This window comes from Oricola indica, from assembly GCF_019966595.1.
GTDB classification, from domain to species: domain Bacteria; phylum Pseudomonadota; class Alphaproteobacteria; order Rhizobiales; family Rhizobiaceae; genus Oricola; species Oricola indica.
Window position 1 is genome coordinate 109,175 of record NZ_JAINFJ010000005.1, and the last position, 25,259, is coordinate 134,433.

The following is a 25,259-nucleotide window of genomic DNA, read 5'->3' on the forward strand; positions in this document are numbered from 1 at the left end:
GGATAAAATGCGAATTAACCGAAATTCGGTTAATTGGGCGCTATTGCAGAATTACAATTTCATTCGACCGTGTGAGACCCAAAAGCCGCCGCGCTTGCTCGTCGATCATGTCCCTCTCCAGCGAACCGTCGCGCAGCATCGCCGTCTTCTTGTCGAGCGCCGCACGACGTGTCTCGAGGCTCTGCAACTCGGCCTCGAGCTTAGCGATGCGCTCTTCATACTGCTGCCCGGACGTCAGCCCCAATGAGCCGTTGATTGCGTGGTGGCCGAAATAGGCCAAGACCCCGGTCGCGAAGATCGGCAACACGAGATGACGGAGAGGAGAACGGCGACGATGACGGGTCCACATAATACAAAAGCCCTGGATCGGACCTTTGACACTACGCGCTTTTGGTTAAGCGGCGCTAAACGGAGAGCGTTCATATGATCGAAGACGACTACCGCCCTGGCTCGAAATCCGGGCGCGACACAGACCGGATGATCGTCATTTCGGGCTGCTCCGGCGGCGGGAAATCCACCCTGATGGCCGAACTTGCGCAACGCGGCTACGCAACATTCGCGGAACCGGGCCGCCAGATCGTGCGCGAACAGCAACTGATCGGCGGCACCTCCGTGCCATGGGACGACATGGCCGGATTTCTGGAACAGTGCGTCATTCGCGCCATTCACTTCCACACATTGGCGCAACCCAATGCGGGTCCGGTATTCTTCGACCGTTCGATGATCGATGCCGTTGCGGCTTTCGAAACGACCCAATCGCCGGTCCCGTCATGCTACTACCGGGCAATCGATCGCTGCCGCTACGCACCGATCGTCTTTCTTGCCCCGCCCTGGGAGGAACTGTTCCTCTCCGATCGCGAACGACAGCACGACTTTGAAGCCGCCGCCGGGGAATATGAGCGCCTCGCTGAGGCCTATCCCCGCCATGGCTATCTCCCGGTCATCCTTCCAAGGATCACCGTTACCGAACGGGCGGATTTCATCGAGCAGGAACTAAAACGCCGCCGGCTTTGGCCGGCGGCGGTATGAAGCGTGCTGGACAGCGCGAAGCTGGCTAGGCCTTCAGGATAGACGTACCGGCATAGACCGCCTGCGCGCCGAGTTCTTCCTCAATGCGGATCAACTGATTGTATTTCGCCAACCTGTCGGAGCGCGCGAGAGAGCCGGTCTTGATCTGCCCGCAATTCGTAGCCACCGCCAGGTCGGCGATGGTCGCATCCTCGGTTTCGCCGGAGCGGTGCGACATGACTGCCGTGTAGCCGGCCTTGTGCGCGGTCTCGACGGCATCCAGCGTCTCGGTGAGCGAGCCGATCTGGTTGACCTTGACGAGAATGGAATTGGCGACGCCCATCTTGATGCCGTCGCGCAACCGGATCGTGTTGGTGACGAAAAGGTCGTCGCCGACGAGCTGGCACTTGTCGCCCATCATTTCCGTCATCACCTTCCAGCCGTCCCAGTCATCCTCATGCATGCCGTCCTCGATCGAGATGATCGGGTAATTCGACACGAGATTGTCCAGATAGGCCGCATTTTCCTCTGACGACAGCGACTTGCCCTCGCCCGCCAGTTCGTACTTTCCGTCCTTGTAGTATTCGGACGCCGCGCAATCGAGCGCGAGACGGACATCCTCGCCGGGTGTGTAGCCAGCCGCCGAGACCGCCGACATGATGAAGTCGAGCGCTTCAGTCGTCGAGCGAAGGTTCGGCGCAAAACCGCCCTCGTCGCCGACGCTCGTATTGTGCCCGGCCTTGTTGAGTGCCGATTTCAGCGTGTGGAAGATTTCAGATCCCATCCGCACCGCGTCGGCAATGCTTTCCGCGCCGACCGGCATGATCATGAATTCCTGGATGTCGATCGGGTTGTCGGCATGCGCACCGCCATTGATGATGTTCATCATCGGAACTGGAAGAATATGCGCATTGGTGCCGCCAACGTAACGATACAGCGGCATGCCGGAATAGATCGCGGCCGCCTTTGCGACGGCGAGCGAGACACCGAGGATCGCATTGGCGCCGAGCTTGCCCTTGTTGGCCGTGCCGTCGAGCTCGATCATGGTCGCGTCGATCTTGGCCTGCTGCGTCGCGTCCATGCCACCGATCGCGTCGAAGATCGGACCGTTCACCGCGCCGACCGCCTTGGTGACGCCCTTGCCCTTGTAGCGTTCACCGCCGTCGCGCAGTTCGACCGCTTCATGCGCACCGGTCGACGCGCCGGAAGGCACGGCGGCGCGTCCGAGCGTGCCGTCTTCCAGCACGACATCGACCTCCACGGTGGGATTTCCCCGGCTGTCGAAAATCTGCCGGCCGATAATATCCACGATAGCGCTCATGCCAAAGGTCCCTTTGCCTGGTAACAATCTCGGCTGTGCCTTAGCCGAGCCACTCACAAAGTAAAACAGGAGCGGCGAACAAATTCATCCCGAAAATCATTGTCAGGCCCGAATCGGCGTCCAGCGTCGCATTTGCTTTGGGGGCGCAACCCGTGGAGGACACCATGACACGGATCGCAGGAGCACTGACTTTCGCCTTCATCACGCTTGGCTTGCTGACGTCAGGCCATGCGCCGCAGAATACGGTCGGTGCCGAGGAACTGGTAATCGTCGCCGGAGACTGATCAGCGGGATTTCGCGATCCTGTCGAACGCCACCAGCGTCTCGATCAGGCGCGGCATATCAGCAAGCGGCACCATGTTGGGACCATCGGACGGCGCATTGTCCGGATCCTGATGCGTCTCGACAAAGACGCCGGCGACACCCACAGCGACCGCCGCCCGCGCCAGCGTTTCCACGAAGCGCCTTTCACCACCGGAAGAGCCGCCCTGCCCGCCCGGCTGCTGAACGGAATGCGTTGCGTCGAAAATCACCGGTGCACCGGTCCCGGCCATGATCGGCAGTGAGCGCATGTCGGAAACGAGCGTGTTGTAACCGAAGGAAACGCCGCGCTCCGTCAAGAGCACATTCGGATTGCCGCCCTCGACCACCTTGGCGAGCACGTTTGTCATGTCCCAAGGCGCGAGGAACTGCCCCTTCTTCACGTTGATGACGCGTCCCGTGCGGGCCGCCGCAAGCAGCAGGTCCGTCTGCCGGCACAGGAAGGCCGGAATCTGCAGGATATCGACCACCTCGGCCACGTCGGCGCATTGCGCCTCGGTATGAATGTCGGTCAGCACCGGAAAACCGAACTCGGCTTTCAGGTCTGCGAAGACCGGCAGGGACTTGTCGATGCCCAATCCGCGTCGGCCCGAGAGCGACGTGCGGTTGGCCTTGTCGAAAGACGATTTGTAAACGAGACCGATACCCGCCTTTTCGCATATTTCCTTCAGCGCGCCCGCCATGTCGAAAGCATGGTCCCGGCTTTCCATCTGGCATGGACCGGCGATCAGCGATAGCGGCGCATCATTGCCGAACGCGACGTTGCCGGCCGTAACGGAGCTGTTGGGGGTCATGCCGACGCCTGTTCCTGAAACGCGATGAAGCAGCCCTGCCCCGCAGAGGCGTCGACGACGACACGATTGTGCATCTCGCGAAACGCTGTCGCGTGATGTTCGAGCGTCCGGCGCACAGCTGCAAGCGAGCGAACCGAGAGGATGATCCCCTCCAGCCGCAAACCCCGACCGGCCACCGAGCGCTTGACGCCGAAATAGGCGGACAGGCCTTCCGGGGTCATCACATTGACGAGCGCGTTTTCCGCGGCGATTTCCAGTCCGAACGAGTGCGCCTCGTCGTCCCGGTTGTTGACCACCTCTTGCAGGAGATACTGGAAGTCGGTCGGATTCGCTTCGCTGAGCACGATCTCGACGATGCCGGACACGCCGTTTTCGTGAACCTCGAGCGCACTGCGATCGACCTTGGGTTGGGCGACACGTTCGCAGGTGAAGAAGAAGGAATCGGGAGACCGCAGGTCCGCCGCGAACGCCAGCAGGAATTCCGCCTTGTCCTTATCACCCTGGGCATTGATGAACTTGCGCGAAAACGAAAGCTTCTTGCCGGCGGAAAAGCCGGTCTTGCGGAACGCCTTGTGATCGGCCTTCGCGTCATCGGTCAGAAAAGCGATTGCGGAAAAGCCGTTATCGCCGTTGCGAAAGCGAAACGCCTGATCGCGCGCGGTGAAGACATTGCCCTTGCGCGCTGTCGCCTCACAATCCTCGCGTTGGGCGATACCCAATGGCTCCAGAAACGTGCCGTCTGCAAAGTAGATGCAGGCGTTTTCGGTGCCGAACGGATGCAAGCCGTCCGGCGCGACCGTGAACCCCAGTGCGGAAAACCGCGCGCGCGCCATTTCGAGGCTTTCCACCGGCAGGACCGCGTGGTCGAGGATGCGCGCCTTGCGCGGCTTTTTGATCGCTTTCGACATTGGCGTGATTTGCATCATTTACCGGGGGCGTTCAAGCGCTTCATTACCACCGCGCATGTCTGTCCTAGATGCAACAGGCAGCGGGGACGGTGAAAATGGAGGTGGCGATGCAATCGCGATCGGGGTTCGCACTGGCGCTTATGGCGGCGCTGGCAATCAGTACATTCCCGGCCAAGGCGCAATCGGCGGATGAACAACAGGCGCAGGATGTGGTGACGCGACAACTGGAAGCGTTCCTGTCCGGCGATTTCGAACAGGCATATTCCTACGCGTCTCCGGATATCCGGAAGATTTTTCCGACGCTCGACCGTTTCATGGCGATGGTTCAGACTGGTTATCTGCCGGTGCTGCGGCCAGGCAACTACGCCTTCGGCCGCGTCGAACGCCTTGCCGACGGGCGACTCGTCTGGGAGGTCATGATCAATGGCCCCGATGGATCCGACTACACCGCTGCCTATTTCATGGAAATGCAGCCCGACGGATCGTGGAAGGTCGATGCCGTCACGATGCGCAGGGGCGCGGCCGGCATGACCTAGAGCGGGTCGATATCGCCGCGTTCCCACGCCGCTTCGGTTTGCGCGCTGAACGCGGCGTAGTTCCGCGACGCGATCGCATCCCGGATGCCCTGCATCAATTGCTGGTAGTAATGGATGTTGTTCCATGACAGCAGCATCGCGCCGAGCGCCTCGCCGGAGCGGATCAGATGATGCAGATAGGCGCGTGAATAGTCCCGCGCTGCCGGACAGGTCGACTCCTCGTCGAGCGGCCGATGATCTTCGGCATGACGTGCATTCCTGAGATTCACACGTCCGCGGCGCGTGAAGGCCAGTCCATGGCGCCCGGAGCGCGTGGGCATCACGCAATCGAACATGTCGACGCCATGCGCGACCGAGCGAAGGATATCCTGAGGCGTTCCAACCCCCATCAGATATCGCGGCCGATCTGCCGGCAGGATCGGACAGGTGACATCCAGCATGGCGAGCATGACTTCCTGCGGTTCGCCGACCGCAAGACCGCCGATCGCATAGCCCTTCAGGTCGAGCCCGGTGAGCGCCTTCGCGGAATCCTCGCGCAGTTTCTCGTCATCGCCGCCCTGAACGATCCCGAACATCGCCCTCTCGGGCTGCTCGCCGAATGCGGTCTTGCAGCGTTCGGCCCAACGAAGCGAGAGCTCCATGGCCTTGCGGATGACGTCCGGTTCCGCCGGCAGAGCCACGCATTCATCGAGTTGCATCTGGATATCGGATCCGAGCAGGCCCTGGATCTCGATGGACCGTTCCGGGCTCATTTCGTGGCGCTTTCCATCGATATGCGACTGGAAGACGACGCCCTGCTCGCTCATCTTTCTCAGACCGGCAAGCGACATGACCTGGAATCCGCCGGAATCCGTCAGGATCGGATAGGGCCAGCGGATGAATTCGTGCAATCCGCCGAGCCGAGCCACCCGTTCGGCGCCGGGACGCAACATCAGATGGTAGGTGTTACCCAGAATGATATCGGCGCCGGCGTCGCGCACCTGATCGAGATACATTGCCTTGACCGTGCCGACCGTGCCCACAGGCATGAAGGCCGGTGTACGGATATCACCGCGCGCGGTCTTGACGAACCCGGTCCGCGCCGCGCCGTCGGTCGCCAGCAGTTCGAAGGTAAATGGAGTCGTCATCAGGCGGCCTCTTGGGGGAACAGCAGGCAGGCATCCCCGTAGGAATAGAAACGATAACCGGTTTCGATCGCATGGGCATACGCCGCCCGCATCGTATCGAGGCCGCTAAAGGCCGAAACCAGCATGAAAAGCGTCGAACGCGGCAGATGAAAGTTGGTCATCAGTACATCGATTGCCCGGAACCTGTACCCAGGCGTGATGAAGATGTCGGTCGCACCAGCCCACGGCTCGATTAGGCCGCTTTCCGATGCGGCGCTTTCCAGAAGCCGCAGCGAGGTCGTACCGACCGCAACCACACGGCCGCCATTCGCACGGGCTTCGTTCAGCATCGCTGCCGTTTGCGCATCCACGTGGCCGATCTCCGCATGCATCTTGTGCGCGGTCGTATCCTCGGCTTTAACCGGAAGAAACGTGCCCGCCCCGACATGCAGCGTCACGAAGGCGCGACGGATGCCGGCTTCATCGAGTGCCGAAAATAGGTCGTCCGTAAAATGCAATCCGGCAGTCGGAGCGGCGACGGCCCCTTTTTCGCGGGCATAGATCGTCTGGTAGTCGCGCCGATCCTGCGCATCCTCCGCCCGTTTGGAAGCGATATAGGGCGGCAAGGGAACATGACCGACCAGCGCAAGAGCGGCGTCCAACGCCCCGCCGGCGCGGTCGAACCGCAACTCGGCCTCGCCCTCGTCGCCCTTCGACAGGACTTCGGCTGCGAGATCGTGACCATTGGCGCCGAAATCGACCCGGTCGCCGGGCTTGAGCTTCTTTGCGCCCCGTATGAACGCCTTCCAGCGATCCGGACCGACACGCATATGCAGGGTCGCGCCGACATGCGCCGTCGCGCCGTCCGCGCGAATGCGGACGCCTTCCAGTTGAGCCGGAATGACCTTGGTATCGTTGAAGACGAGCACGTCTCCCGGCCGCAAAAGGCCGGGAAGTCGGTTCACCGTCGTATCAGACAGATCCTCGCCGGGCTTGACGACGAGCAGCCGCGCGCTGTCACGCGGCGAAGCCGGCCGGATGGCGATCCGGTCGTCCGGCAGGTCGAAATCGAAGGCGTCTACACGCATGGGTTCCGCCTGCCGGCCTTAACGGATTACTGGTCCGCAGCGATCTTCATGGAGACGATCGAATCGGGATCGCGCACGGGTTCGCCGCGCTTGATCTTGTCCACATTGTCCATGCCTTCGACCACCTGGCCCCAGACGGTGTACTGGCGATCGAGGAAGGATGCGTCCTCGAAGACGATGAAGAACTGCGAATTGGCGGAGTTCGGATTCTGCGCCCGCGCCATGGAGCACACGCCGCGCGTATGGTTGGCGTCGTTGAACTCGGCGGCAAGATCCGGCTTCGATGAACCGCCCATGCCCGCGCGCGACGGATCGAAATTGTCGGAGTTCTTGTTGCCGAAACGCACGTCGCCGGTCTGCGCCATGAAACCGTCGATGACACGATGGAAAACCACGCCGTCATAGTCACCAGCACGAGCCAGTTCCTTGATCCGGGCGACATGGTTCGGCGCGAGATCGGGCCGCAACTCGATGACGACGGGACCGACGGTCGTTTCCATGAGCAGCGTGTTTTCGGGGTCCTTGTAGGCCATGTGGCGCCTTTCTTCGATTTTTTGGATTTGCCGTGACTTATTGTGCGTCCGCCGCGATGACAACCTTGATCATCCGGTCAGGATCGGAGACCGCGCCATTGTTGGCCTGAGTCCCTTTCTTGATCTTGTCGACGAATTCCATGCCGCTGACCACCTCACCAAACACGGTGTACTGGCCGTTCAGGAAGCTTCCCTCATCGAACATGATGAAGAACTGCGAGTTGGCGGAATTCGGGTTTTGCGCCCGCGCCATGCCGACCGTGCCGCGCACGAAGGGTTCGCTTGTGAATTCGGCCGGAATGTCGGAGAGGTTCGAACCGCCGGTGCCGGCACGGCCCGGCTGAAAGCCGTTCTCCATGTCGCCGAACTGGACGTCGCCGGTCTGCGCCATGAAACCCGGAATCACGCGGTGAAAAGCGACATTGTCGTATTCGCCGTTGCGCACGAGCGTCTTGATCTGCGCGACATGCTTCGGCGCAAGGTCCGGACGCAGACGCACGACCACATCGCCATCTTCCAGCTTGATGATCATCGTGTTTTCCGGATCGGTCGTTTCCTGTGCGACAGCGGCTGGCCCGGCCAGCGCGATACCGAAAGTCGCCGCGCAGGCGGCCATGAAGACGCGTTTCGTCAGGTTCATTTGTGAGTTCCTCGAGAGTGTAGCGTTCAGTTGAATTTCGCGCGCAGCGCCGTATCGACGGCCGCGGGAACGAACGGGCTGGTGTCACCGCCCATCGACGCGATCTGGCGCACCAATGTGGCGGTAATCGTGCGAACCGAGGGGCTCGCCGGAAAGAACACCGTCTGAAGATCGGGCGCCATCATCTCGTTCATGCCGGCCATCTGCATTTCGTAATCGAGATCCGTCCCGTCTCGAAGCCCACGAACAAGCGCCTTCGCGCCATGGTCCCGGGCGGCATTCACGATCAAGCCATCGAAACTGACGATCGTCACCCGCTCTGGTGAAAGATTTTCACTTTCAATGACTTGCTTGATCAAGCTCACGCGCTCATCGAAGTCGAAAAGCCCTTTTTTGCCGGGATGCGTACCGATAGCGATCACCGCCCGGTCGAATACCGCCAATGTGGCCCGCAACACATCGATGTGGCCGTTTGTGATGGGGTCGAAGGACCCGCCATATATCGCGACATGCTCTGTCATGGCGAGAGCCTCTAGCCCAGAATCGACGCGCGGGAAAGGGACCCGGCGGTTTAAACCGGATCACCCGTTTATGCACTGAACCGGAAAAACAGCCGCTCCCTCGAAGGAAAGCACGCCCGCCTCGGCGTAGGTCTTGTCGCCGGAGGCCTGGAAGAGCCGCAGCGAAACGACGATGCGTTCGACATTGGGATCGGTGAAATCGACGATGACGCGCGTGTTGTCCGCGTATCCCTGCCCGAAAATGAATGGCCGTTCGTCGCCGCTCGCATTGGTCGACCAGGTGTCCACCCCGTCGGTGGCAAAGGCGCTCAACACGTGCAGAACAGGGAGATGTCCGACACCGATCGAAATGGACGCACCGGATCCGTCCGTCGCGTCGCAGATGATGTCTCCGGACGCCTGCGCGGGCCGCGCATGCATCCCAACTGCAACCAAAATCGTGATTGCGGCGTTTAGTGCATATCGGGACTTAAACATGGCGACCTCCAGTGCCAACCCGGAACCATACTGCCACGATGTGCGCGAATGCACATCCACCGCGTGAAAAATAAGGCTTAATCCGTCTCAACAAAGGAGACACCGACATGATCGCTTTTTTCGCAATGTCCATGATGCTCGTTACCGCAGCCTTCGCAGTTCCGGCCCTGATGCCGAAAAAGGCCGCGCACTAATTGTCGATCAGGCGGCGCGCCGGGCAGCCAGCATCCACAGGCCGCCGCCGATCAGACACGTTCCGGACACGCGTTCGACCAGTCGAATGTTACGCCGGTTCAGCCATCCGCCCGTTCTCCCCGCCGCGAACGCATAAACGCTGTCGCAAACAGTCGCCACGACCACAAAGGTCGCGCCAAGAAGCACCGTTTGCGCGGCGGGATTTCCCGAAGTCGAGACGAATTGCGGTATGAAGGCGCCGAACAGGAACAGCGCTTTCGGGTTCGACCAGATAACGACGAATCCCTGCCAGAAATATCCCCATGACGACCGCCTCGCCAGGTTCGGATCCGCCTCCCCGAGCGATCCGTCTGCCCGCCAAAGCTTGACGCCGAGCCATATCAGGTAGAGCGCGCCCACGACCTTCAGTACTATGAACGCCTCGCCGACAATCGCCACCACGGTATTCAGGCCGACCGCGAGGATCGTGATCATCGACAGAATGCCGAATTGCGTACCCGCCACGTTGAGCAAACCCGCCTTCGAGCCGGCGCGCAATGAATTGGCGATGATGACTGTCACCGTCGGTCCGGGGACAACGACGATAAGAAAGCTGGCAATCGCAAAGGCCAGCAAGGCGTTCAGGTCGATCACGATAAGGCGTATCCCGGGCTGTGGCTGTCCGGTCGACTAAGCCACAGCCTCAGACCCGTGTCACGCCTCGTCTTCCGGAGGCGTCTGATCGCCGGAATCGGGCACATCCAGGCCCTCTTCCGCCTCTTCAGCGCTTTCCTCCGGTTCGCGAATACGCTCCACCGAAACGACATGCTCGCCTTCCGCGGTCTTGAAGATCGTCACACCCTTGGTGGCGCGCGAGGCGAAGCGAATACCCTCGACCGGAACGCGGATCACCTTGCCCGAATTGGTGACAAGCATGATCTGGTCGCCGTCATCGACCGGGAACGCCGCAACCAGCGGACCGATTTCCCCGGTCTTCGACGTATCGGTTGCCCGAATGCCTTTGCCGCCGCGCCCGGAGACCCGGAAATCATAGGAGGACGAGCGCTTGCCATAGCCGAATTCGCTGATGGTGAGCACGAACTCCTCTACCGCAGCCATCTGCTCGAACTGCTCGTCGGTCAGGACGAAGGTGTCGCCACTGGCCTCGGTTTCCTCATTGGTGAGCGCCACATCCTCGGCATCTTCATCTTCCGAATGCCTGCGCAGCGCCGAAGCCTGCTTCAGATAGGCATTCCGCTCGGCGGGCGTCGCATCGCTGTGCCGCAGGATCGACATCGAAATCAGATTGTCGCCATCGCCCAGAGAAATGCCGCGCACGCCGACGGAATTCCTGCCGGCAAAGACGCGTATGTCGGTCACCGGGAACCGGATGCACTGACCGATCGCGGTCGTCAGGACCACATCGTCGTTTTCCGAACAGGTCGCGACATTCAGGATCTCCGAGCCGTCATCCTCGAGCTTCATCGCGATCTTGCCGTTGCGATTGACCTGTACGAAGTCGGACAGCTTGTTGCGCCGGACCGTGCCGTTCGTCGTCGCGAACATGACGTCGAGTTCGCCCCAGCTATCCTCGTCCTCCGGCAACGGCATGATTGTCGTAATGCGTTCTTCGTCCTGCAACGGCAGCATGTTGCGCAGGAACTTGCCGCGCGACTGTGGCGTACCGATCGGCAGCCGCCAGACCTTCTCCTTGTAGACGATGCCTCGCGACGAGAAGAACAGGATCGGCGTATGCGTATTGGCGACGAAGAGGCGAGTGACGAAATCCTCCTCCTTGGTCGCCATGCCCGAACGCCCCTTCCCGCCGCGCCTCTGGGCGCGGTAGGTCTGCAGCGGAACGCGCTTGATGTAGCCCTGGTGGCTGAACGTGACGACCATGTCCTCGCGGGCAATCAGGTCCTCGTCATCCATGTCCGGACCGCCCTCGGCAAGTTCGGTGCGCCGCGGCGTTCCGAACTCGTCACGCACGGCGATCAGCTCGTCCTTGACGATCTGCTGGATGCGCGCGCGCGAAGACAGAATTTCGAGATAATCGCGGATTTCAGCGCCGATCTTGTTCAGTTCGTCGGCGATCTCGTCACGACCCAGCGCGGTCAGGCGCTGCAGGCGCAGATCGAGGATGGCGCGCGCCTGTTCCTCCGACAGCATGTAGGTGTTGTCTTCCGGATCGATGCCGTGGCGCGGATCGTCGATCAGCGCGATCAGAGGCGCCACGTCCTTCGCCGGCCAGCGCCGCGACATCAACTGTTCGCGGGCCGTCGCCGGGTCCGGCGCGCTCCGGATCAGTTGGATCACCTCGTCGATATTGGCGACCGCAATGGCGAGACCGACCAGCACATGCGCGCGTTCACGCGCCTTGCGCAGCAGGTATTTCGTACGCCGGCTGATGACGTGCTCGCGGAACGAGACGAACGCGCGCAGCATGTCCAGCAGCGTCATCTGCTCGGGCTTGCCGCCATTGAGCGCAACCATGTTGGCGCCAAACGATGTCTGCAGCGGCGTGTAGCGATAGAGCTGGTTGAGAACGACATCAGCGACGGCGTCACGCTTCAGCTCGACCACCACGCGGTAGCCCTGCCGGTCGGATTCGTCGCGTATGTCGGAGATGCCCTCTATGCGCTTCTCGCGCACAAGTTCGGCCATCTTCTCGATCATGCCCGCCTTGTTGACCTGGTAGGGCACCTCGGTGATGACGATGGACTCGCGATCGCCGGCACGCTGCTCGATATCGACCTTGCCGCGCATGACGATGGAACCGCGGCCCGTCTCATAGGCCGACTTGATGCCCGAACGTCCAAGCACGATCGCGCCTGTCGGGAAATCCGGTCCGGGGATGAACTCCATCATCTCCGGCAGCGTGATCGCGGGATTGTCGATCAGCGCCATGCAGCCATCGACAACCTCCGAAAGGTTGTGCGGCGGGATATTGGTCGCCATGCCGACCGCGATGCCGCCCGAACCGTTGACAAGAAGGTTCGGGAACCGCGCGGGCAGCACCGTCGGCTCATTTTCCGAACCGTCATAGTTCTCCTGGAAATCGACTGTTTCCTTGTCGATGTCCTCCAGAAGCTCGTGCGCAACTTTCTCGAGCCGGGATTCCGTGTAGCGCATCGCCGCCGGCGGGTCGCCGTCGATCGAGCCGAAATTGCCCTGGCCATCGACCAGCGGCACGCGCAGCGACCAGTCCTGGGCCATGCGCACCATGGCGTCGTAGATCGCCGCGTCGCCATGCGGGTGATATTTACCCATGACGTCACCGACGATGCGGGACGACTTGACGTATTTGCGGTTCCAGTGGAACCCGCCCTCATGCATTGCATAGAGGATGCGGCGATGGACGGGCTTCAGGCCGTCACGCACGTCCGGCAGCGCCCGGCTCACGATCACGCTCATCGCGTAATCGAGATAGGAACGCTGCATTTCCTCCAGAATGGAGACAGGCTCGATACCGTCGCTTCCGCCGGGCCCGCCGATTGGTGTTTCGTCGCTCAAGGAATTTATGCTTTTCTGTTCAGAATCATTGTGTTGAGATTAGCGGATACGGCTGCAAAAAGCGAACAATCCGGCCATCTTTCCCTATATATAGGGTGAGTTTCTCCACCGGAGAATGATCGCGCGCCTCTCTTGCCCGCCAAGCCGCTATCCTGCTACGCAAAACCATGAGCATGGACCTCCTCATCAATTCGATCGTCACGCTTTTCGTGACCATCGATCCGCCCGGCCTCGCACCGCTTTTCCTGGCGGTCACCACCGGCATGAATAGGTCGGAACGCAAGCAGGTTGCGCTGCGCGCGAGCGTGATCGCATTCGCGGTCTTCCTGGTCTTCGCGCTGGCCGGGACGTTGATCCTGAAACTGTTCGGTATAACGTTGCCCGCATTTCGCGTGGCCGGTGGATTGCTGCTGTTCTGGATCGCTTTCGAGATGGTGTTCGAGCGCCGCCAGGAACGCCATGAAAAAGCCGCCGAACGCGCGATTACCCAGGATGACATCCACGGTGTCGCCGTCTTTCCGCTGGCTATCCCGCTCATGGCGGGCCCCGGCGCGATCTCAGCGGTCATCCTGCTGTCCGGCGATTTTTCAAACGCGATTGATCGCACCGCGCTGATCGGCATCGTGCTCGCGATCGTGCTGCTGACCTATGGTATCTTTCTGCTGGCCGAGCGTGTCGAGGGTTTGCTGGGTGCCACGGGCCGCACAGTGCTGACGCGCCTTCTCGGCGTCATCCTGTCTGCGCTGGCGGTGCAATTCGTTGCCGACGGCGTCAAGGCGCTGATCGCGGCCTGACCAGCCGGCGTTAGCGCAACGCGTCGAGATCGACAGTCATCTCTTCACCGCCGAATGCGTGAACGCTGTCATGCGCCTTCACTGTCACCGAAGATATGGCACCGGGAATTGCGATGCCCGACTGTGAGCGCGTGAAAGGCTGTTCTGTTTCGTGCGGGTGCAGAAGAACCCGCTCCCCATAGACCATACCGTCCGGCCCCTCGACGACCCACTTGTCGGCGTAGTGATCCCAGCCCTCGTCGGCATGGCGCACCGTCACGTCGAAGCGCCACGCTCCGCCGCTCTCGGCTGTCGCGTCGACCGCGACGACATCCGCCTCGCCGGCGAAGACCTGCGTCAGGGACAACAGGATCGCCGCGATGGTGACGAGCGCGATCGACAGCGCCGTCGCGTCAGACCTCGTCCCGCGCCGGGCATTCATGGTTCATTCCTCAGAACGGAATCTCGTCGTCCATGTCGCGGACGAAATCATCGCCGCCGGACGGCGCCTGGCCACCACGATCATTGCCGTAGCCGCCGCCACCGCCGCCAACCCGCTGCTGACCGCCGCCGCTATAGGAGCCCTCGCCCTCACCGCGACTGTCCAGCATCTGCAGGTCACCCCGGAAGCGCTGCAGCACGATCTCGGTCGTGTATTTGTCCTGGCCGTTCTGGTCCTGCCACTTGCGGGTCTGCAACTGGCCCTCGATATAAACCTTCGCGCCCTTCTTCAGGTAGTTTTCGGCCACCTTGGCGAGGTTCTCGTTGAAGATGACGACGCGATGCCACTCGGTGCGCTCACGCCTGTCGCCGGAGCCCTTGTCCCGCCATGTCTCCGATGTCGCCACCGAGAGATTGACCACCGGATCGCCCGAGTTCATTCGCCGGATTTCGGGATCGGCGCCCAGATTCCCGACGAGGATAACCTTGTTCACACTGCCAGCCATGACGCCAACACTCCCGTCTGATTGTTCGATACGTGATTTTACCCTACTCAAGCGCGATAGCGGGCTCCACACCGGCTGACACTGTCCACAGGGTCTTTTTGTTCTTGTATTGTTCTAGTGTTTGCGCAATGCCTCTGTCAAGGCGCATGCGGCGAGTCGGGGATTGTCGGCAGAGATTGCCCCGATCCCTCGACATCAGACGCCGCATGCTTAAATGATGGAAGCAGGCGGACCTCCGCGACAGGCACCTTTCATGACCGATCAGAAACACATCACCATTCGCGGGGCCCGCGAACATAATCTGAAGAATGTCGACCTCGACCTGCCACGCGACAAGCTGATCGTGATGACCGGCATGTCGGGCTCGGGCAAATCCTCGCTCGCCTTCGACACGATATATGCCGAGGGGCAGCGCCGCTATGTCGAAAGCCTGTCGGCCTACGCGCGGCAGTTCCTCGAGATGATGCAGAAGCCGGACGTCGACCAGATCGACGGCCTGTCGCCGGCCATCTCCATCGAGCAGAAGACGACGTCGCGCAATCCCCGCTCAACTGTCGGAACGGTCACCGAAATCTACGACTACATGCGCCTGCTGTTCGCGCGCGTGGGCGTGCCGATCTCGCCGGCCACGGGATTGCCGATCGAAAGCCAGACCGTCAGCCAGATGGTCGACCGCATCATGGCATATGAGGACGGCACGCGGCTCTATATCCTCGCGCCCATCGTGCGCGGACGAAAAGGCGAGTACCGCAAGGAATTCGCCGACTTGATGAAGAAGGGCTTCCAGCGCGTGAAGGTCGATGGCGAATTCTACGAAATCGCCGATGTCCCTGCCCTCGACAAGAAGTACAAGCACGATATCGATGTGGTGGTCGACCGCGTCGTCGTGCGCGACGACATCGCCGCGCGGCTTGCCGACAGCCTCGAGACCTGCCTCAGCCTCGCGGATGGCCTTGCCGTCGCGGAATTCGCCGACCGGCCGCTGCCGCCGGAAGACACCGGCGCCGACGCGGTCAACAAGTCGAAGAACGACACGCATGAGCGCGCCGTCTTTTCCGAAAAATTCGCCTGCCCGGTTTCCGGCTTCACCATTCCCGAGATCGAGCCCCGGTTGTTCTCGTTCAACAACCCGTTCGGCGCCTGCCCGTCCTGCGACGGGCTGGGCACGCAGAGCACGATCGACGCCGGCCTCGTCGTGCCGGAACGCGAGGTCAGGATGACCGATGCGATCGCGCCGTGGGCGAAATCCTCCTCGCCCTACTACCGGCAGACCCTCGATGCGCTGGGCAAGGCCTATGGCTTCAAGATCACCCAGAAATGGTCGGAGATCTCGGACGAGGCGCGTGACGCCGTGCTGCAAGGGACCGGCAGCCGCAAGATCGACTTCGTCTATGATGACGGGCTGCGGTCCTACAAGACCTCGAAAACCTTCGAGGGCGTGATCCCCAACCTCGAACGCCGCTGGAAGGAAACCGATTCGTCCTGGGTGCGCGAGGAGATCGAGCGCTACATGTCGGCAACGCCCTGCGCTGCCTGTAACGGCTACCGGCTCAAGCCGGAAGCGCTGGCCGTGAAGATCGGCGGCAAGCACATTTCCGAGGTCACCGAATTCTCGATCCGCAACGCGGTGAAATGGTTCGACGAGGTCGAGGAGACATTCTCCGAGAAACATCGCGAGATCGCCTATCGGATCCTCAAGGAAATCCGCGAACGCCTGCGCTTCCTCAACGATGTCGGTCTCGATTACCTGACCCTGTCGCGCAATTCCGGAACGCTTTCCGGCGGCGAAAGCCAGCGCATCCGCCTCGCCTCGCAGATCGGCTCGGGATTGACCGGCGTGCTCTATGTCCTGGACGAGCCGTCCATCGGCCTGCACCAGCGCGACAATGCCCGCCTGCTCGACACGTTGCGCCACCTGCGCGATCTCGGCAATACGGTCATCGTCGTGGAGCATGACGAGGACGCGATCCTGACCGCCGACCATGTCGTCGATATCGGCCCGGCGGCGGGCATTCACGGCGGGCGGATCATCGCCTCGGGAACGCCCGGCGAGATCATGTCGAACCCCGCTTCGCTTACCGGCCAGTATCTTTCGGGCGACAAGGCGATCCCGGTGCCGGCCGAACGGCGCAAACGCAGGAAGAACCGGGCCATCAAGGTATCCGGCGCGCGCGGCAACAACCTGAAGGACGTTTCGGCGGAAATTCCGCTCGGACTGTTTACCGCCGTCACCGGCGTATCAGGCGGCGGCAAATCCACATTCCTGATCGAGACGCTCTACAAGGCGGCCGCGCGGCGCATCAACGGCGCTCGCGAAAACCCGGCGGAATACGACCGTATCGACGGCCTGGAACTGCTCGACAAGGTGATCGACATCGACCAGTCGCCGATCGGCCGCACCCCGCGCTCCAACCCCGCCACCTATACCGGCGCCTTCACGCCGATCCGCGACTGGTTCGCCGGCCTGCCGGAAGCCAAGGCGCGCGGCTATGCGCCGGGGCGGTTCTCCTTCAACGTCAAGGGCGGCCGCTGCGAGGCGTGCCAGGGTGACGGCGTCATCAAGATCGAGATGCACTTCCTACCCGATGTCTACGTCACCTGCGACGTCTGCGACGGCCACCGCTACAATCGCGAGACGCTTGACGTGCATTTCAAAGGCAAGTCCATCGCCGACGTGCTGGAAATGACGGTGGAGGAAGGCGTTGATTTCTTCGCCGCGGTTCCGGCCGTGCGCGACAAGCTGGAAACGCTGAAACGCGTCGGCCTCGGCTATATCAAGATCGGCCAGCAGGCGACGACGCTGTCCGGCGGCGAGGCGCAGCGGGTCAAGCTGGCCAAGGAGTTGTCGCGCCGCGCCACCGGGCGCACGCTCTACATCCTCGACGAGCCGACCACCGGCCTGCATTTCCACGACGTCGCCAAGCTGCTGGATGTGCTGCATGAACTGGTGGAGACCGGCAACACGGTCGTCGTGATCGAGCACAATCTCGAAGTCATCAAGACGGCGGACTGGATTATCGATCTCGGCCCCGAAGGCGGTGACGGCGGCGGCGAGATCGTCGCAACCGGCACGCCGGAAGACGTGGTCGGGGAACCCCGTTCCTACACCGGCCAGTTCCTGCGCGAACTGCTGGAACGCCGGCCGCAGAAGAGGGTCGAAGCGGCGGAATAGCTACCTCCCGAGGGCGGCTCGGCTACCGTGCCATTGATAGCCGTCAAGGAATTTTCACAATCGAATTCCTACCTTCCCGACACCCCGCGAGGACGGGGCACGCAAAGGAGGTATTCATGGCTGAAAACAAAAAGAGCAATGTTCCTTCCATGTGGTCCGGCGGAATGTTCGACGACTTCCGCAAGGAAATGGATGATGCGATCTCCAGCTTCTTCAGCGGCCGGCGCGGCTGGCCGACGCCGTCCAAGGCTTGGGCGGATATGCCCGCCGGCCTGGTCAATCCCGCCATCGACGTCACCGAGAATGACGTTTCCATCACGCTGACCGCGGAACTTCCCGGTCTCGCTGAGGAAGATGTCGATCTGACAGTGCGCGATGGCGTCCTGACGCTGAAGGGAGAGAAAAAGCACGGGCGCGACGAGGACAAGGATAACGTTCATGTCACCGAGCGATCCTATGGCTCGTTCCAGCGTACCATGCCGGTGCCGGACCGCGTCGATGCCGACAAGATCAGCGCCAAATTCGACAAGGGCGTCCTGAAGGTCGTCATGCCGAAAAAGGCGGAGTCCGTCTCCGCCGCGCGCAAGATCGCCATCGAGAAGTAGCAGCGGGAAATAGCAGTATGTGTCAGGAGCCGGCCGGTCTTCCCGGCCGGTTTTCTGCTTTCGGGTTGCCGCCGCCCGCGACATGCGCCAAGCATGCGCCATGGCAAATCGCGGTATTATTCGATCGGGCATGGGCGGCTGGAATTTCGAGCCATGGCAAGGCGTCTTCTATCCGGAGGACCTGCCGAAGAAACGCCAGCTCGAATACGCGACACGTCAAGTCACCACGATCGAGGTCAACGCCACCTATTATCGCGGCCAGAAGCCCGAAACGGTCGCCGGCTGGGGTGCCGAAGCGCCTGACGGTTTTGTCTTTTCCATCAAGGGCAACCGCTTCGTCACCAACAAGAAGGTGCTCGGCAGCGCCGCGGATTCGCTGAGCAAGTTCTTCGCCCAACAGCTTTCCGGTCTCGGCGACAAGCTCGGTCCGATCCTGTGGCAGTTCGCACCGACAAAGAAGTTCGAGGCCGACGACTTCGAAGCGTTCCTGACGCTCCTGCCGCACGAGGAAAACGGCGTCCGCTTTCGCCACGCTCTGGAAGTGCGCCACGAGAGCTTCATCGATCCCGCATTCGTCGAACTGGCCGCCGCGTATGGCGCGGCCATCGTCTATGCCGACCATTTCACCTATCCGGCCATCGCCGACGTCACCGCCGATTTCGTCTATGCGCGCCTGCAGACGGGCGACGATTCAATCCCGACGGCCTATTCGCCGGACACCATGGACGCCTGGGCGAAACGGGCGATCACCTGGGCTGAAGGTGGCGTCCCCAACGATCTGCCGCTTGCCGCACCGGACCGGCGACCGGAACAAAAACCGCGCGACGTGTTCCTCTACTTCATCCACGAGGGAAAGATCCGCGCACCGCACGCGGCAATCGATTTCCTGAACCGGGTCGAAAAGGCCGGCTGAACCCTATCCGACGAGCAGCGGCTCGAGCGCCGGTGCGATTTGCGAAACGATATCTTCGGCGATTGCCAATGGTCCGGCCGCCCTGCCCGCCTCGCCATGCAGCCATGCCGCCGCGCATGCCGCTTCGAAGGGAGCCATTCCCTGCGCGATCAGTCCGCCAATGACGCCCGCCAGAACGTCGCCGGAGCCTGCGGTCGCAAGCGCCGCCGTTCCATTGGAATTGATCGCGGCCCGTCCATCCGGAGCGGCGATCACCGTATCCGGCCCCTTGTAGAGCACGACCGCATTCGCCCGGCTCGCCGCTTCCAGCGCTTTGTCGAGTTTCGACAGTGTTCGATCGTCCGCTAGATCGGGAAACAACCGCGCGAATTCGCCCTCATGCGGCGTCAAAACCAACGCGGGAGCCTCGCTTCCCTTCGCCGCATCGAACAATGCCGCATGATCTCCCGCAAAGGCGGTAATCCCATCGGCATCGAGCACAAGCCGCAGGCCGCTCTCCTGTTTTTCCGCCAGCAGCGAAAGCGCGATCTCCCGCGCCATCGACAGGTCGCCGAAGCCGGGACCGAGAACGCAGCCCCGACAGCCCTTCAGTTCCCTGAGCCGGTCATAGGCGTCGTCCGGTCCGCATGAGCGGAGCATGATCGAGGTCACATGCGCGGCGTGGATGTCGAGTGCGTCGGACTGACCGAGGATTGTCACCGCGCCCGCCCCGGCCCGCTGTGCGGCCATGGCCGACAATCGTGCCGCCCCAGTCGCGTGCCGTCCGCCCGAAAACACCGCCGCATGGCCTCGGGCATATTTGTGCCAGGCTGCATTCGGACGCGGAAGCGCATCGGTCCAAAGCGCGAGCCCGTTCTCGAAAATGTTTGGCGGGTCGTCCCGAAAGACCTCGGGCCGGACGCCGATATCTGCAACGACCAGCGTTCCGCAAAGGGCCCTACCCGGATAAAGAAGGTGCCCGGGCTTCTTGCGAAAGAACGTGACCGTCGCATCCGCCGGCACCGCTCCGCCGAGATCGCGGCCGCTGTCGCCATTGACGCCGCTTGGCAGGTCGACAGCGACGACGCGGCAGCCGCTCTCGCGCATCCTGTCCAGCGCGGTTAGCGCAGCGCCGGTAATTCCCCGTGCAAGACCGGCACCGAACAGCGCATCGATCACCACGTCATCGCGACCGGGATCGAACCGGTCGAGCGGCAGCACCGGCACGGCGCATTCCGACCGGGCAATCTCCGCGTCCGAACCCGGGCGCGGCTCGCCCAAGGCGAATAATCTGACTGCGACACCTGCTTGCGCGAGCCGTTGTGCGACGACATAGCCGTCGCCGCCATTATTCCCGGGCCCGCAAAGAACCAGCGCGCGGCGCGCATCTCCGAAACCGGCAAGCACGCAGTCGGCAACCGCCGCCCCGGCATTGCGCATCAGGGTGATGCCCGATGCATAGGCATTGCGAATTGAGAAGGCATCTGCACGCGCCATCCGCGCGCAAGTCAGGATCGCATTCTCATGACGGGCGTCCGTCGCGGACTCCATTTCGAACCTCTTATGTGATTACAAATTATGCAATTTGCCTATTGGTTGTGCATTCCATATGTAGCTAGGCGCGAAACACGGCGCGCACCGCAGATGGCAAAGCCGAGATTGTTGGGCTTCGGCGAACTTGTCCATGGCAAAACGACGCAGTTCAAAATTGGCACGCCATCTGCTTGTGTAGCGCCAGACTTTACCGTGGAGGCTTGCCTGTACATGAAAAAGATCGAAGCGATCATTAAACCGTTCAAACTCGATGAAGTGAAAGAAGCTTTGCAGGAGGTGGGCCTCCAGGGCATTACCGTCACGGAAGCAAAAGGGTTCGGCCGCCAGAAGGGCCATACCGAGCTCTACCGGGGCGCCGAATATGTCGTGGACTTTCTCCCGAAAGTGAAGGTCGAGGTCGTGGTCGCGGACGATACCGTCGAAGCGGCCATGGAAGCGATCAGGAATGCAGCCCAGACCGGGCGCATCGGCGACGGGAAGATCTTCGTCTCCAATATCGAGGAAGTCATCCGTATCCGTACCGGCGAGACCGGCGCGGACGCGATCTGACGACACGGTTCCTCGAGAAACCATTTCCCCAAAATTTGCAGTTCAACCAAAGGGAAGACAAATGAGTGCAAATGACATTCTGAAGAACATCAAGGACAACGAGGTCAAGTTCGTCGACCTGCGCTTCACCGACCCGCGCGGCAAGTTGCAGCACGTCACGATGGAAACCTCGGTCGTCGACGAAGACATGTTCGCCGACGGCGTCATGTTCGACGGTTCCTCGATTGCCGGCTGGAAGGCCATCAACGACTCCGACATGGTGCTGATGCCCGACACCGAGACCGCGCACATGGACCCGTTCTACGCGCAGTCCACGATGGCGATCTTCTGCGACATCCTGGAGCCGATGTCCGGTGAGGCATACAACCGCGATCCGCGCATGACCGCGAAGAAGGCCGAGGCCTACATCAAGTCCGGCGGATTCGGCGACACGGCCTATTTCGGCCCGGAGCCGGAATTCTTCCTGTTCGACGACGTGAAGTTCTCGACCGACATGTACAAGACCGGCTTCGAGGTCGATTCCGTCGAACTGCCGACCAACACCGACGCCGACTACGAGACCGGCAACCTCGGTCACCGTCCGCGCATCAAGGGCGGCTACTTCCCGGTCAACCCGATCGACTCCGCACAGGACATCCGTTCCGAGATGCTGACGGTCATGGGCGAAATGGGCGTGAAGATCGAAAAGCACCACCACGAAGTGGCGGCCGCTCAGCACGAACTGTCGATGCTGTTCAACACGCTGACCTACAAGGCCGATGAAGTGCAGCTTTACAAATATGTCTGCCACAACGTCGCCCACGCCTATGGCAAGACGGTCACCTTCATGCCGAAGCCGGTTTATGGCGACAACGGCACCGGCATGCACGTCCACCAGTCGATCTGGGGCGACGGCAAGCCGCTGATGGCCGGTGACGGCTATGCCGGCCTGTCCGATACCTGCCTTTACTACATCGGCGGTATCATCAAGCACGCCAAGGCGCTGAATGCCTTCACCAACCCGTCGACGAACTCCTACAAGCGTCTCGTCCCGGGCTTCGAGGCACCGGTTCTGCTCGCCTATTCGGCGCGTAACCGTTCGGCGTCCTGCCGTATTCCGCATTCCGGCTCGCCGAAGGGCAAGCGCGTCGAAATCCGCTTCCCGGATCCGATGGCGAACCCCTATCTTGCCTTCGCCGCAATGCTGATGGCCGGCCTCGACGGCATCAAGAACAAGATCCATCCGGGCGACCCGATGGACAAGGATCTCTACGACCTGCCGGCCGAAGAACTTGCCGGCATCCCGACCGTTTGCGGATCACTGCGTGAAGCCATTGCGGCAGCCCGTGAGGATAACGACTTCCTGAAAGCCGGCGGCGTCTTCGACGACGACCAGATCGAGGCCTATCTCGAGCTCAAGGAAGAGGAAAACATCCGTTACGAGCACACGCCGCACCCGGTCGAATACGACATGTACTACTCGCTCTGATTCCAGAGCGAAGGGGACGGGGCTACAAGCCGGCGGCGCGCAAGCGCCGCCGGTTTTTTCATGCCGTTGAACCGCCGGTCCGGCATGGAAATCGGAAGGGGTGACAGGGTTTACACCTCACCTCACATTTGTATGCTGTTGCAAATCCCGCGCGCGACACGCATGCGGACGACCATTGGGCAGCGCGAACGATTTGCCCAGAACCTTCATTATCCAAAACGAGAAGCCATATGAGCGAAGCCCAGCACGGCAGCAAAGTGCATATTCACTACACAGGAAAACTGACGGACGGCACCGTCTTCGACAGTTCCGACGGACGCGAACCCCTCGAATTCGAGCTCGGCGCCGGACAGGTGATTCCCGGTCTGGACAAGGCCATGCGCGGCATGGAAGTCGGCCAGTCGAAGACTGTCACCATCCCCTCCGACGAGGCCTATGGCCCGCATCATCCGGAAGGCGTCCACGTGGTCGAACGCGAATCCCTTCCCCCGAATGTCGATACCGACCTCGGTTCACGCCTGCAGGCATCCGCCCAGGACGGCAATGTCATCAATCTGACGGTGGTTGCGGCCGACGACGCCACCGTGACGCTTGACGCCAACCATCCTCTTGCCGGACGCGATCTGGTTTTTGACGTGGAACTGGTTGCGGTCAGCTAGCATACTTGACGGGGTGCGAGGCATCGGCTTCGCGCCCCTTGCCCGCAAGGGCCGGATTTGCCACACCGGTTCTCAGAGGAACCGGGAGACAATTTCATGGCAACGCTTTCTTTCTACGGCGCGGCGGGGACCGTAACCGGTTCCTGCTCGATGGTGCAGGCCGCCAATGCCCGCTTTCTCGTCGATTGCGGCATGTTCCAGGGCAACAAGACGATACGGGCGCTCAACGATCAGCCATTCCCGTTCGACCCCGGCGCCGACTTCCTGATTCTCACCCATGCCCATATCGATCATTCGGGGCTCCTGCCCAAACTGGTCAAGCATGGCTTTTCCGGACCCATCTACTGCACGCCCCCGACCGCCGATCTGCTGAGCTTCATGCTGCTGGATTCGGCCAAGATCCAGCGGTCCAACACCGAGCGCTACAATCGCCGGCGCCAGCGCAAGGGCGAGGAACCGCTTGAGCCGATCTACTCCGAAGAAGACGCGCGCGCGACTCTGGAACTGCTCCGCACCAAAGATTACGACTCATGGTTCGAGCCGAAGCCCGGCATCCATGTCCGTTTCTGGAACGCCGGCCACATCCTGGGCTCGGCCTCCGCCGAATTGAAGATCGAGGACGATAACGGCGGCAACACGATGCGCATGCTGTTCTCGGGCGACATCGGCCCCGAGGAGAAAGTCTTCCATCCCGAGCCTGAAGCAGAGCGTGGCTTCGACTACGTCATCTGCGAGAGCACATATGGCGACCGCGAGCGAGACGACTACACGCTGGAAGTCCGCCGCGAAATGCTCCGAAAGGAACTCGTGCGCGGATTGTCGGCCGGCGGCAATGTGGTGATCCCGGCCTTCGCGGTCGAACGCAGCCAGGAACTCCTGCACGATATCGGTGTCCTGCTCGCGAATGGCGAACTGCCGGAAACGACGGTCTTTCTCGACTCACCGCTCGCCAAGGCCGTGACGGAAGTCTTCATCAAGCACGCGGGCACGCTCGACGACGTCGAGCTCGACGAAGCCGCGCTCTTTCGCGATCCGCGCTTCCGCCTCGTTCAGGATGTCGAGGAGAGCAAGGCGATCAACCGAATCACCGGCGGCGCGATCATCATCTCGGCCAGCGGGATGGCCGATGCGGGGCGCATCCAGCATCACATCAAGAACAATATCTGGCGCCCGAATGCCACGATCCTCTTTGCCGGTTACCAGGCCCCCGGAACGCTGGGATATTTCATCACCAGCGGCGAGCCCGTCGTTCGCATTCACGGCAAGGAGTTCATGGTGAAGGCGGAAATCCGCCAGCTCGGCAACTATTCCGCCCATGCCGACCAGTCGGAATTGCTCGACTGGGTCGAGGAGCGCGGACCCGTGGTTGGACGCCTGTTTCTCAACCATGGCGATGACGATGCCCGCGAGGAAATGGCGCGCCTGCTGGCAACGCGTGGGTTCGACCCGGAACATATCGTCCTGCCGCAGATGGACGAATCGTTCGAGCTCGTGGCCGGTGACGCCAAATCCAAGGGACGCCTGCCACAGCGCGTGCCGCAGGCGGAATTGCTGACCGATTGGAATAACGATTACGCCGCGTTCCTCGTCACCCTCACACGGCGCCTGCAAGACGCCAAGAACGACGAAGAACGCCGCGAGATCATCGCCGGCCTGAGCAAGGCGCTTTAAAAGGCTACGGGTCCGCCGACGGAGCAGAA

25 protein-coding genes are annotated in these 25,259 nt (G+C 61.6%); 10 read left to right on the plus strand and 15 right to left on the minus strand.

The window, feature by feature from the left end; all coding sequences use genetic code 11:
• Positions 1-40 precede the first annotated feature (40 nt).
• A complete protein-coding gene (locus tag LC343_RS14220; protein ID WP_238484313.1) occupies positions 41-280 on the minus strand; it encodes an FtsB family cell division protein in 240 nt (79 codons plus the stop codon).
• Between the two features lie 143 nt (positions 281-423).
• On the opposite strand from LC343_RS14220, the gene LC343_RS14225 reads away from it, so the two are divergent.
• The gene (locus LC343_RS14225) at positions 424-1,029 is read left to right on the plus strand and encodes an AAA family ATPase (protein WP_223477815.1); all 606 of its coding nucleotides are present in this window, start codon (positions 424-426) and stop codon (positions 1,027-1,029) included.
• A 25-nt stretch (positions 1,030-1,054) separates the two neighbouring features.
• On the opposite strand, the gene eno is transcribed toward LC343_RS14225, so the two are convergent.
• The 3 genes from eno to LC343_RS14240 form a co-directional block, all read right to left on the minus strand.
• Positions 1,055-2,329, minus strand: a complete 1,275-nt coding sequence (gene eno / locus LC343_RS14230; RefSeq protein ID WP_223477816.1) for a phosphopyruvate hydratase — start codon at positions 2,327-2,329, stop codon at positions 1,055-1,057.
• A gap of 284 nt (positions 2,330-2,613) precedes the next feature.
• A complete protein-coding gene (gene kdsA / locus LC343_RS14235) occupies positions 2,614-3,444 on the minus strand; it encodes a 3-deoxy-8-phosphooctulonate synthase (RefSeq protein WP_223477817.1) in 831 nt (276 codons plus the stop codon).
• Entirely contained in the window at positions 3,441-4,352 is a 912-nt protein-coding gene (locus tag LC343_RS14240; RefSeq protein WP_223477818.1) for a VOC family protein, read from the minus strand. The genes kdsA and LC343_RS14240 overlap by 4 nt, the downstream gene beginning before the upstream one ends.
• A gap of 107 nt (positions 4,353-4,459) precedes the next feature.
• Between LC343_RS14240 and LC343_RS14245 the strand changes: the two genes are divergently transcribed.
• A complete protein-coding gene (locus LC343_RS14245) occupies positions 4,460-4,888 on the plus strand; it encodes a DUF4864 domain-containing protein (protein WP_223477819.1) in 429 nt (142 codons plus the stop codon).
• Here the strand turns inward: LC343_RS14245 and tgt are convergent.
• From tgt to gyrA, 8 genes are all read right to left on the minus strand, one after another.
• Positions 4,885-6,015 carry a tRNA guanosine(34) transglycosylase Tgt gene (gene tgt / locus LC343_RS14250; RefSeq protein ID WP_223477820.1) on the minus strand — a complete coding sequence of 377 codons (1,131 nt, stop codon included), beginning with the start codon at positions 6,013-6,015 and terminating at the stop codon, positions 4,885-4,887. The two genes, LC343_RS14245 and tgt, sit on opposite strands and share 4 nt — an antisense overlap.
• The gene (gene queA / locus LC343_RS14255) at positions 6,015-7,082 is read right to left on the minus strand and encodes a tRNA preQ1(34) S-adenosylmethionine ribosyltransferase-isomerase QueA (RefSeq protein WP_223477821.1); all 1,068 of its coding nucleotides are present in this window, start codon (positions 7,080-7,082) and stop codon (positions 6,015-6,017) included. Before queA ends, tgt begins: the two co-directional genes overlap by 1 nt.
• Before the next feature lie 26 nt (positions 7,083-7,108).
• Positions 7,109-7,615 carry a peptidylprolyl isomerase gene (locus LC343_RS14260; protein WP_223477822.1) on the minus strand — a complete coding sequence of 169 codons (507 nt, stop codon included), beginning with the start codon at positions 7,613-7,615 and terminating at the stop codon, positions 7,109-7,111.
• Between the two features lie 37 nt (positions 7,616-7,652).
• Positions 7,653-8,255 (minus strand): peptidylprolyl isomerase, encoded by a 603-nt coding sequence (locus LC343_RS14265; protein WP_428982558.1) that lies wholly within the window; start codon positions 8,253-8,255, stop codon positions 7,653-7,655.
• A 26-nt stretch (positions 8,256-8,281) separates the two neighbouring features.
• Entirely contained in the window at positions 8,282-8,776 is a 495-nt protein-coding gene (coaD, locus tag LC343_RS14270; RefSeq protein WP_223477823.1) for a pantetheine-phosphate adenylyltransferase, read from the minus strand.
• Positions 8,777-8,836: 60 nt separating this feature from the next.
• Positions 8,837-9,196: a hypothetical protein gene (locus tag LC343_RS14275; RefSeq protein WP_223477824.1), complete on the minus strand. Its 360-nt coding sequence runs from the start codon at positions 9,194-9,196 to the stop codon at positions 8,837-8,839.
• A gap of 258 nt (positions 9,197-9,454) precedes the next feature.
• On the minus strand, positions 9,455-10,081 hold the full coding sequence (locus LC343_RS14280; protein ID WP_223477825.1) for a LysE family translocator: 627 nt from the start codon (positions 10,079-10,081) through the stop codon (positions 9,455-9,457).
• 60 nt (positions 10,082-10,141) lie between these two features.
• On the minus strand, positions 10,142-12,940 hold the full coding sequence (gene gyrA / locus LC343_RS14285; protein ID WP_223477826.1) for a DNA gyrase subunit A: 2,799 nt from the start codon (positions 12,938-12,940) through the stop codon (positions 10,142-10,144).
• Between the two features lie 167 nt (positions 12,941-13,107).
• On the opposite strand from gyrA, the gene LC343_RS14290 reads away from it, so the two are divergent.
• A complete protein-coding gene (locus LC343_RS14290; protein ID WP_223477827.1) occupies positions 13,108-13,734 on the plus strand; it encodes a MarC family protein in 627 nt (208 codons plus the stop codon).
• 10 nt (positions 13,735-13,744) lie between these two features.
• On the opposite strand, the gene LC343_RS14295 is transcribed toward LC343_RS14290, so the two are convergent.
• Together LC343_RS14295 and ssb are read right to left on the minus strand one after the other, a co-directional pair.
• On the minus strand, positions 13,745-14,155 hold the full coding sequence (locus tag LC343_RS14295; RefSeq protein WP_223477828.1) for a hypothetical protein: 411 nt from the start codon (positions 14,153-14,155) through the stop codon (positions 13,745-13,747).
• 10 nt (positions 14,156-14,165) lie between these two features.
• Positions 14,166-14,660 (minus strand): single-stranded DNA-binding protein, encoded by a 495-nt coding sequence (ssb, locus tag LC343_RS14300; RefSeq protein ID WP_223477829.1) that lies wholly within the window; start codon positions 14,658-14,660, stop codon positions 14,166-14,168.
• A gap of 253 nt (positions 14,661-14,913) precedes the next feature.
• Here ssb and uvrA point away from each other — a divergent pair, with 253 nt between their 5' ends.
• The 3 genes from uvrA (at position 14,914) to LC343_RS14315 (ending at position 19,350) form a co-directional block, all read left to right on the plus strand.
• On the plus strand, positions 14,914-17,832 hold the full coding sequence (uvrA, locus tag LC343_RS14305; RefSeq protein ID WP_223477830.1) for an excinuclease ABC subunit UvrA: 2,919 nt from the start codon (positions 14,914-14,916) through the stop codon (positions 17,830-17,832).
• Positions 17,833-17,948: 116 nt separating this feature from the next.
• Positions 17,949-18,437 (plus strand): Hsp20/alpha crystallin family protein, encoded by a 489-nt coding sequence (locus LC343_RS14310; protein WP_223477831.1) that lies wholly within the window; start codon positions 17,949-17,951, stop codon positions 18,435-18,437.
• Positions 18,438-18,537: 100 nt separating this feature from the next.
• Positions 18,538-19,350, plus strand: coding sequence for a DUF72 domain-containing protein (locus LC343_RS14315; RefSeq protein ID WP_223477832.1), 813 nt, complete (start codon positions 18,538-18,540; stop codon positions 19,348-19,350).
• Positions 19,351-19,353: 3 nt separating this feature from the next.
• On the opposite strand, the gene LC343_RS14320 is transcribed toward LC343_RS14315, so the two are convergent.
• Positions 19,354-20,880 carry an NAD(P)H-hydrate dehydratase gene (locus LC343_RS14320; RefSeq protein ID WP_223477833.1) on the minus strand — a complete coding sequence of 509 codons (1,527 nt, stop codon included), beginning with the start codon at positions 20,878-20,880 and terminating at the stop codon, positions 19,354-19,356.
• Positions 20,881-21,093: 213 nt separating this feature from the next.
• Here LC343_RS14320 and LC343_RS14325 point away from each other — a divergent pair, with 213 nt between their 5' ends.
• The 4 genes from LC343_RS14325 to LC343_RS14340 all read left to right on the plus strand — a co-directional run bounded on the left by LC343_RS14325 (position 21,094) and on the right by LC343_RS14340 (position 25,230).
• A complete protein-coding gene (locus LC343_RS14325; RefSeq protein ID WP_223478095.1) occupies positions 21,094-21,432 on the plus strand; it encodes a P-II family nitrogen regulator in 339 nt (112 codons plus the stop codon).
• Positions 21,433-21,493: 61 nt separating this feature from the next.
• Positions 21,494-22,900 (plus strand): type I glutamate--ammonia ligase, encoded by a 1,407-nt coding sequence (gene glnA, locus LC343_RS14330; RefSeq protein WP_223477834.1) that lies wholly within the window; start codon positions 21,494-21,496, stop codon positions 22,898-22,900.
• Between the two features lie 230 nt (positions 22,901-23,130).
• Positions 23,131-23,559 (plus strand): FKBP-type peptidyl-prolyl cis-trans isomerase, encoded by a 429-nt coding sequence (locus LC343_RS14335; protein WP_223477835.1) that lies wholly within the window; start codon positions 23,131-23,133, stop codon positions 23,557-23,559.
• 96 nt (positions 23,560-23,655) lie between these two features.
• Positions 23,656-25,230: an MBL fold metallo-hydrolase RNA specificity domain-containing protein gene (locus tag LC343_RS14340; RefSeq protein ID WP_223477836.1), complete on the plus strand. Its 1,575-nt coding sequence runs from the start codon at positions 23,656-23,658 to the stop codon at positions 25,228-25,230.
• Positions 25,231-25,259: the final 29 nt, after the last annotated feature.

Excerpts from the sequence above, each read along its gene's own strand:
- ssb (WP_223477829.1), bottom strand. The coding sequence starts at position 14,660 with ATGGCTGGCAGTGTGAACAAGGTTATCCTCGTCGGGAATCTGGGCGCC.
- LC343_RS14245 (WP_223477819.1), top strand. The coding sequence starts at position 4,460 with ATGCAATCGCGATCGGGGTTCGCACTGGCGCTTATGGCGGCGCTGGCA.
- LC343_RS14340 (WP_223477836.1), top strand. The coding sequence starts at position 23,656 with ATGGCAACGCTTTCTTTCTACGGCGCGGCGGGGACCGTAACCGGTTCC.
- tgt (WP_223477820.1), bottom strand. The coding sequence starts at position 6,015 with ATGACGACTCCATTTACCTTCGAACTGCTGGCGACCGACGGCGCGGCG.
- LC343_RS14310 (WP_223477831.1), top strand. The coding sequence starts at position 17,949 with ATGGCTGAAAACAAAAAGAGCAATGTTCCTTCCATGTGGTCCGGCGGA.
- coaD (WP_223477823.1), bottom strand. The coding sequence starts at position 8,776 with ATGACAGAGCATGTCGCGATATATGGCGGGTCCTTCGACCCCATCACA.
- uvrA (WP_223477830.1), top strand. The coding sequence starts at position 14,914 with ATGACCGATCAGAAACACATCACCATTCGCGGGGCCCGCGAACATAAT.
- LC343_RS14290 (WP_223477827.1), top strand. The coding sequence starts at position 13,108 with ATGAGCATGGACCTCCTCATCAATTCGATCGTCACGCTTTTCGTGACC.
- LC343_RS14260 (WP_223477822.1), bottom strand. The coding sequence starts at position 7,615 with ATGGCCTACAAGGACCCCGAAAACACGCTGCTCATGGAAACGACCGTC.
- LC343_RS14265 (WP_428982558.1), bottom strand. The coding sequence starts at position 8,255 with ATGAACCTGACGAAACGCGTCTTCATGGCCGCCTGCGCGGCGACTTTC.
- LC343_RS14320 (WP_223477833.1), bottom strand. The coding sequence starts at position 20,880 with ATGGAGTCCGCGACGGACGCCCGTCATGAGAATGCGATCCTGACTTGC.
- queA (WP_223477821.1), bottom strand. The coding sequence starts at position 7,082 with ATGCGTGTAGACGCCTTCGATTTCGACCTGCCGGACGACCGGATCGCC.
- LC343_RS14240 (WP_223477818.1), bottom strand. The coding sequence starts at position 4,352 with ATGTCGAAAGCGATCAAAAAGCCGCGCAAGGCGCGCATCCTCGACCAC.
- LC343_RS14315 (WP_223477832.1), top strand. The coding sequence starts at position 18,538 with ATGGCAAATCGCGGTATTATTCGATCGGGCATGGGCGGCTGGAATTTC.
- LC343_RS14325 (WP_223478095.1), top strand. The coding sequence starts at position 21,094 with ATGAAAAAGATCGAAGCGATCATTAAACCGTTCAAACTCGATGAAGTG.
- LC343_RS14275 (WP_223477824.1), bottom strand. The coding sequence starts at position 9,196 with ATGCATGCGCGGCCCGCGCAGGCGTCCGGAGACATCATCTGCGACGCG.
- LC343_RS14335 (WP_223477835.1), top strand. The coding sequence starts at position 23,131 with ATGAGCGAAGCCCAGCACGGCAGCAAAGTGCATATTCACTACACAGGA.
- eno (WP_223477816.1), bottom strand. The coding sequence starts at position 2,329 with ATGAGCGCTATCGTGGATATTATCGGCCGGCAGATTTTCGACAGCCGG.
- LC343_RS14225 (WP_223477815.1), top strand. The coding sequence starts at position 424 with ATGATCGAAGACGACTACCGCCCTGGCTCGAAATCCGGGCGCGACACA.
- kdsA (WP_223477817.1), bottom strand. The coding sequence starts at position 3,444 with ATGACCCCCAACAGCTCCGTTACGGCCGGCAACGTCGCGTTCGGCAAT.
- glnA (WP_223477834.1), top strand. The coding sequence starts at position 21,494 with ATGAGTGCAAATGACATTCTGAAGAACATCAAGGACAACGAGGTCAAG.
- LC343_RS14295 (WP_223477828.1), bottom strand. The coding sequence starts at position 14,155 with ATGAATGCCCGGCGCGGGACGAGGTCTGACGCGACGGCGCTGTCGATC.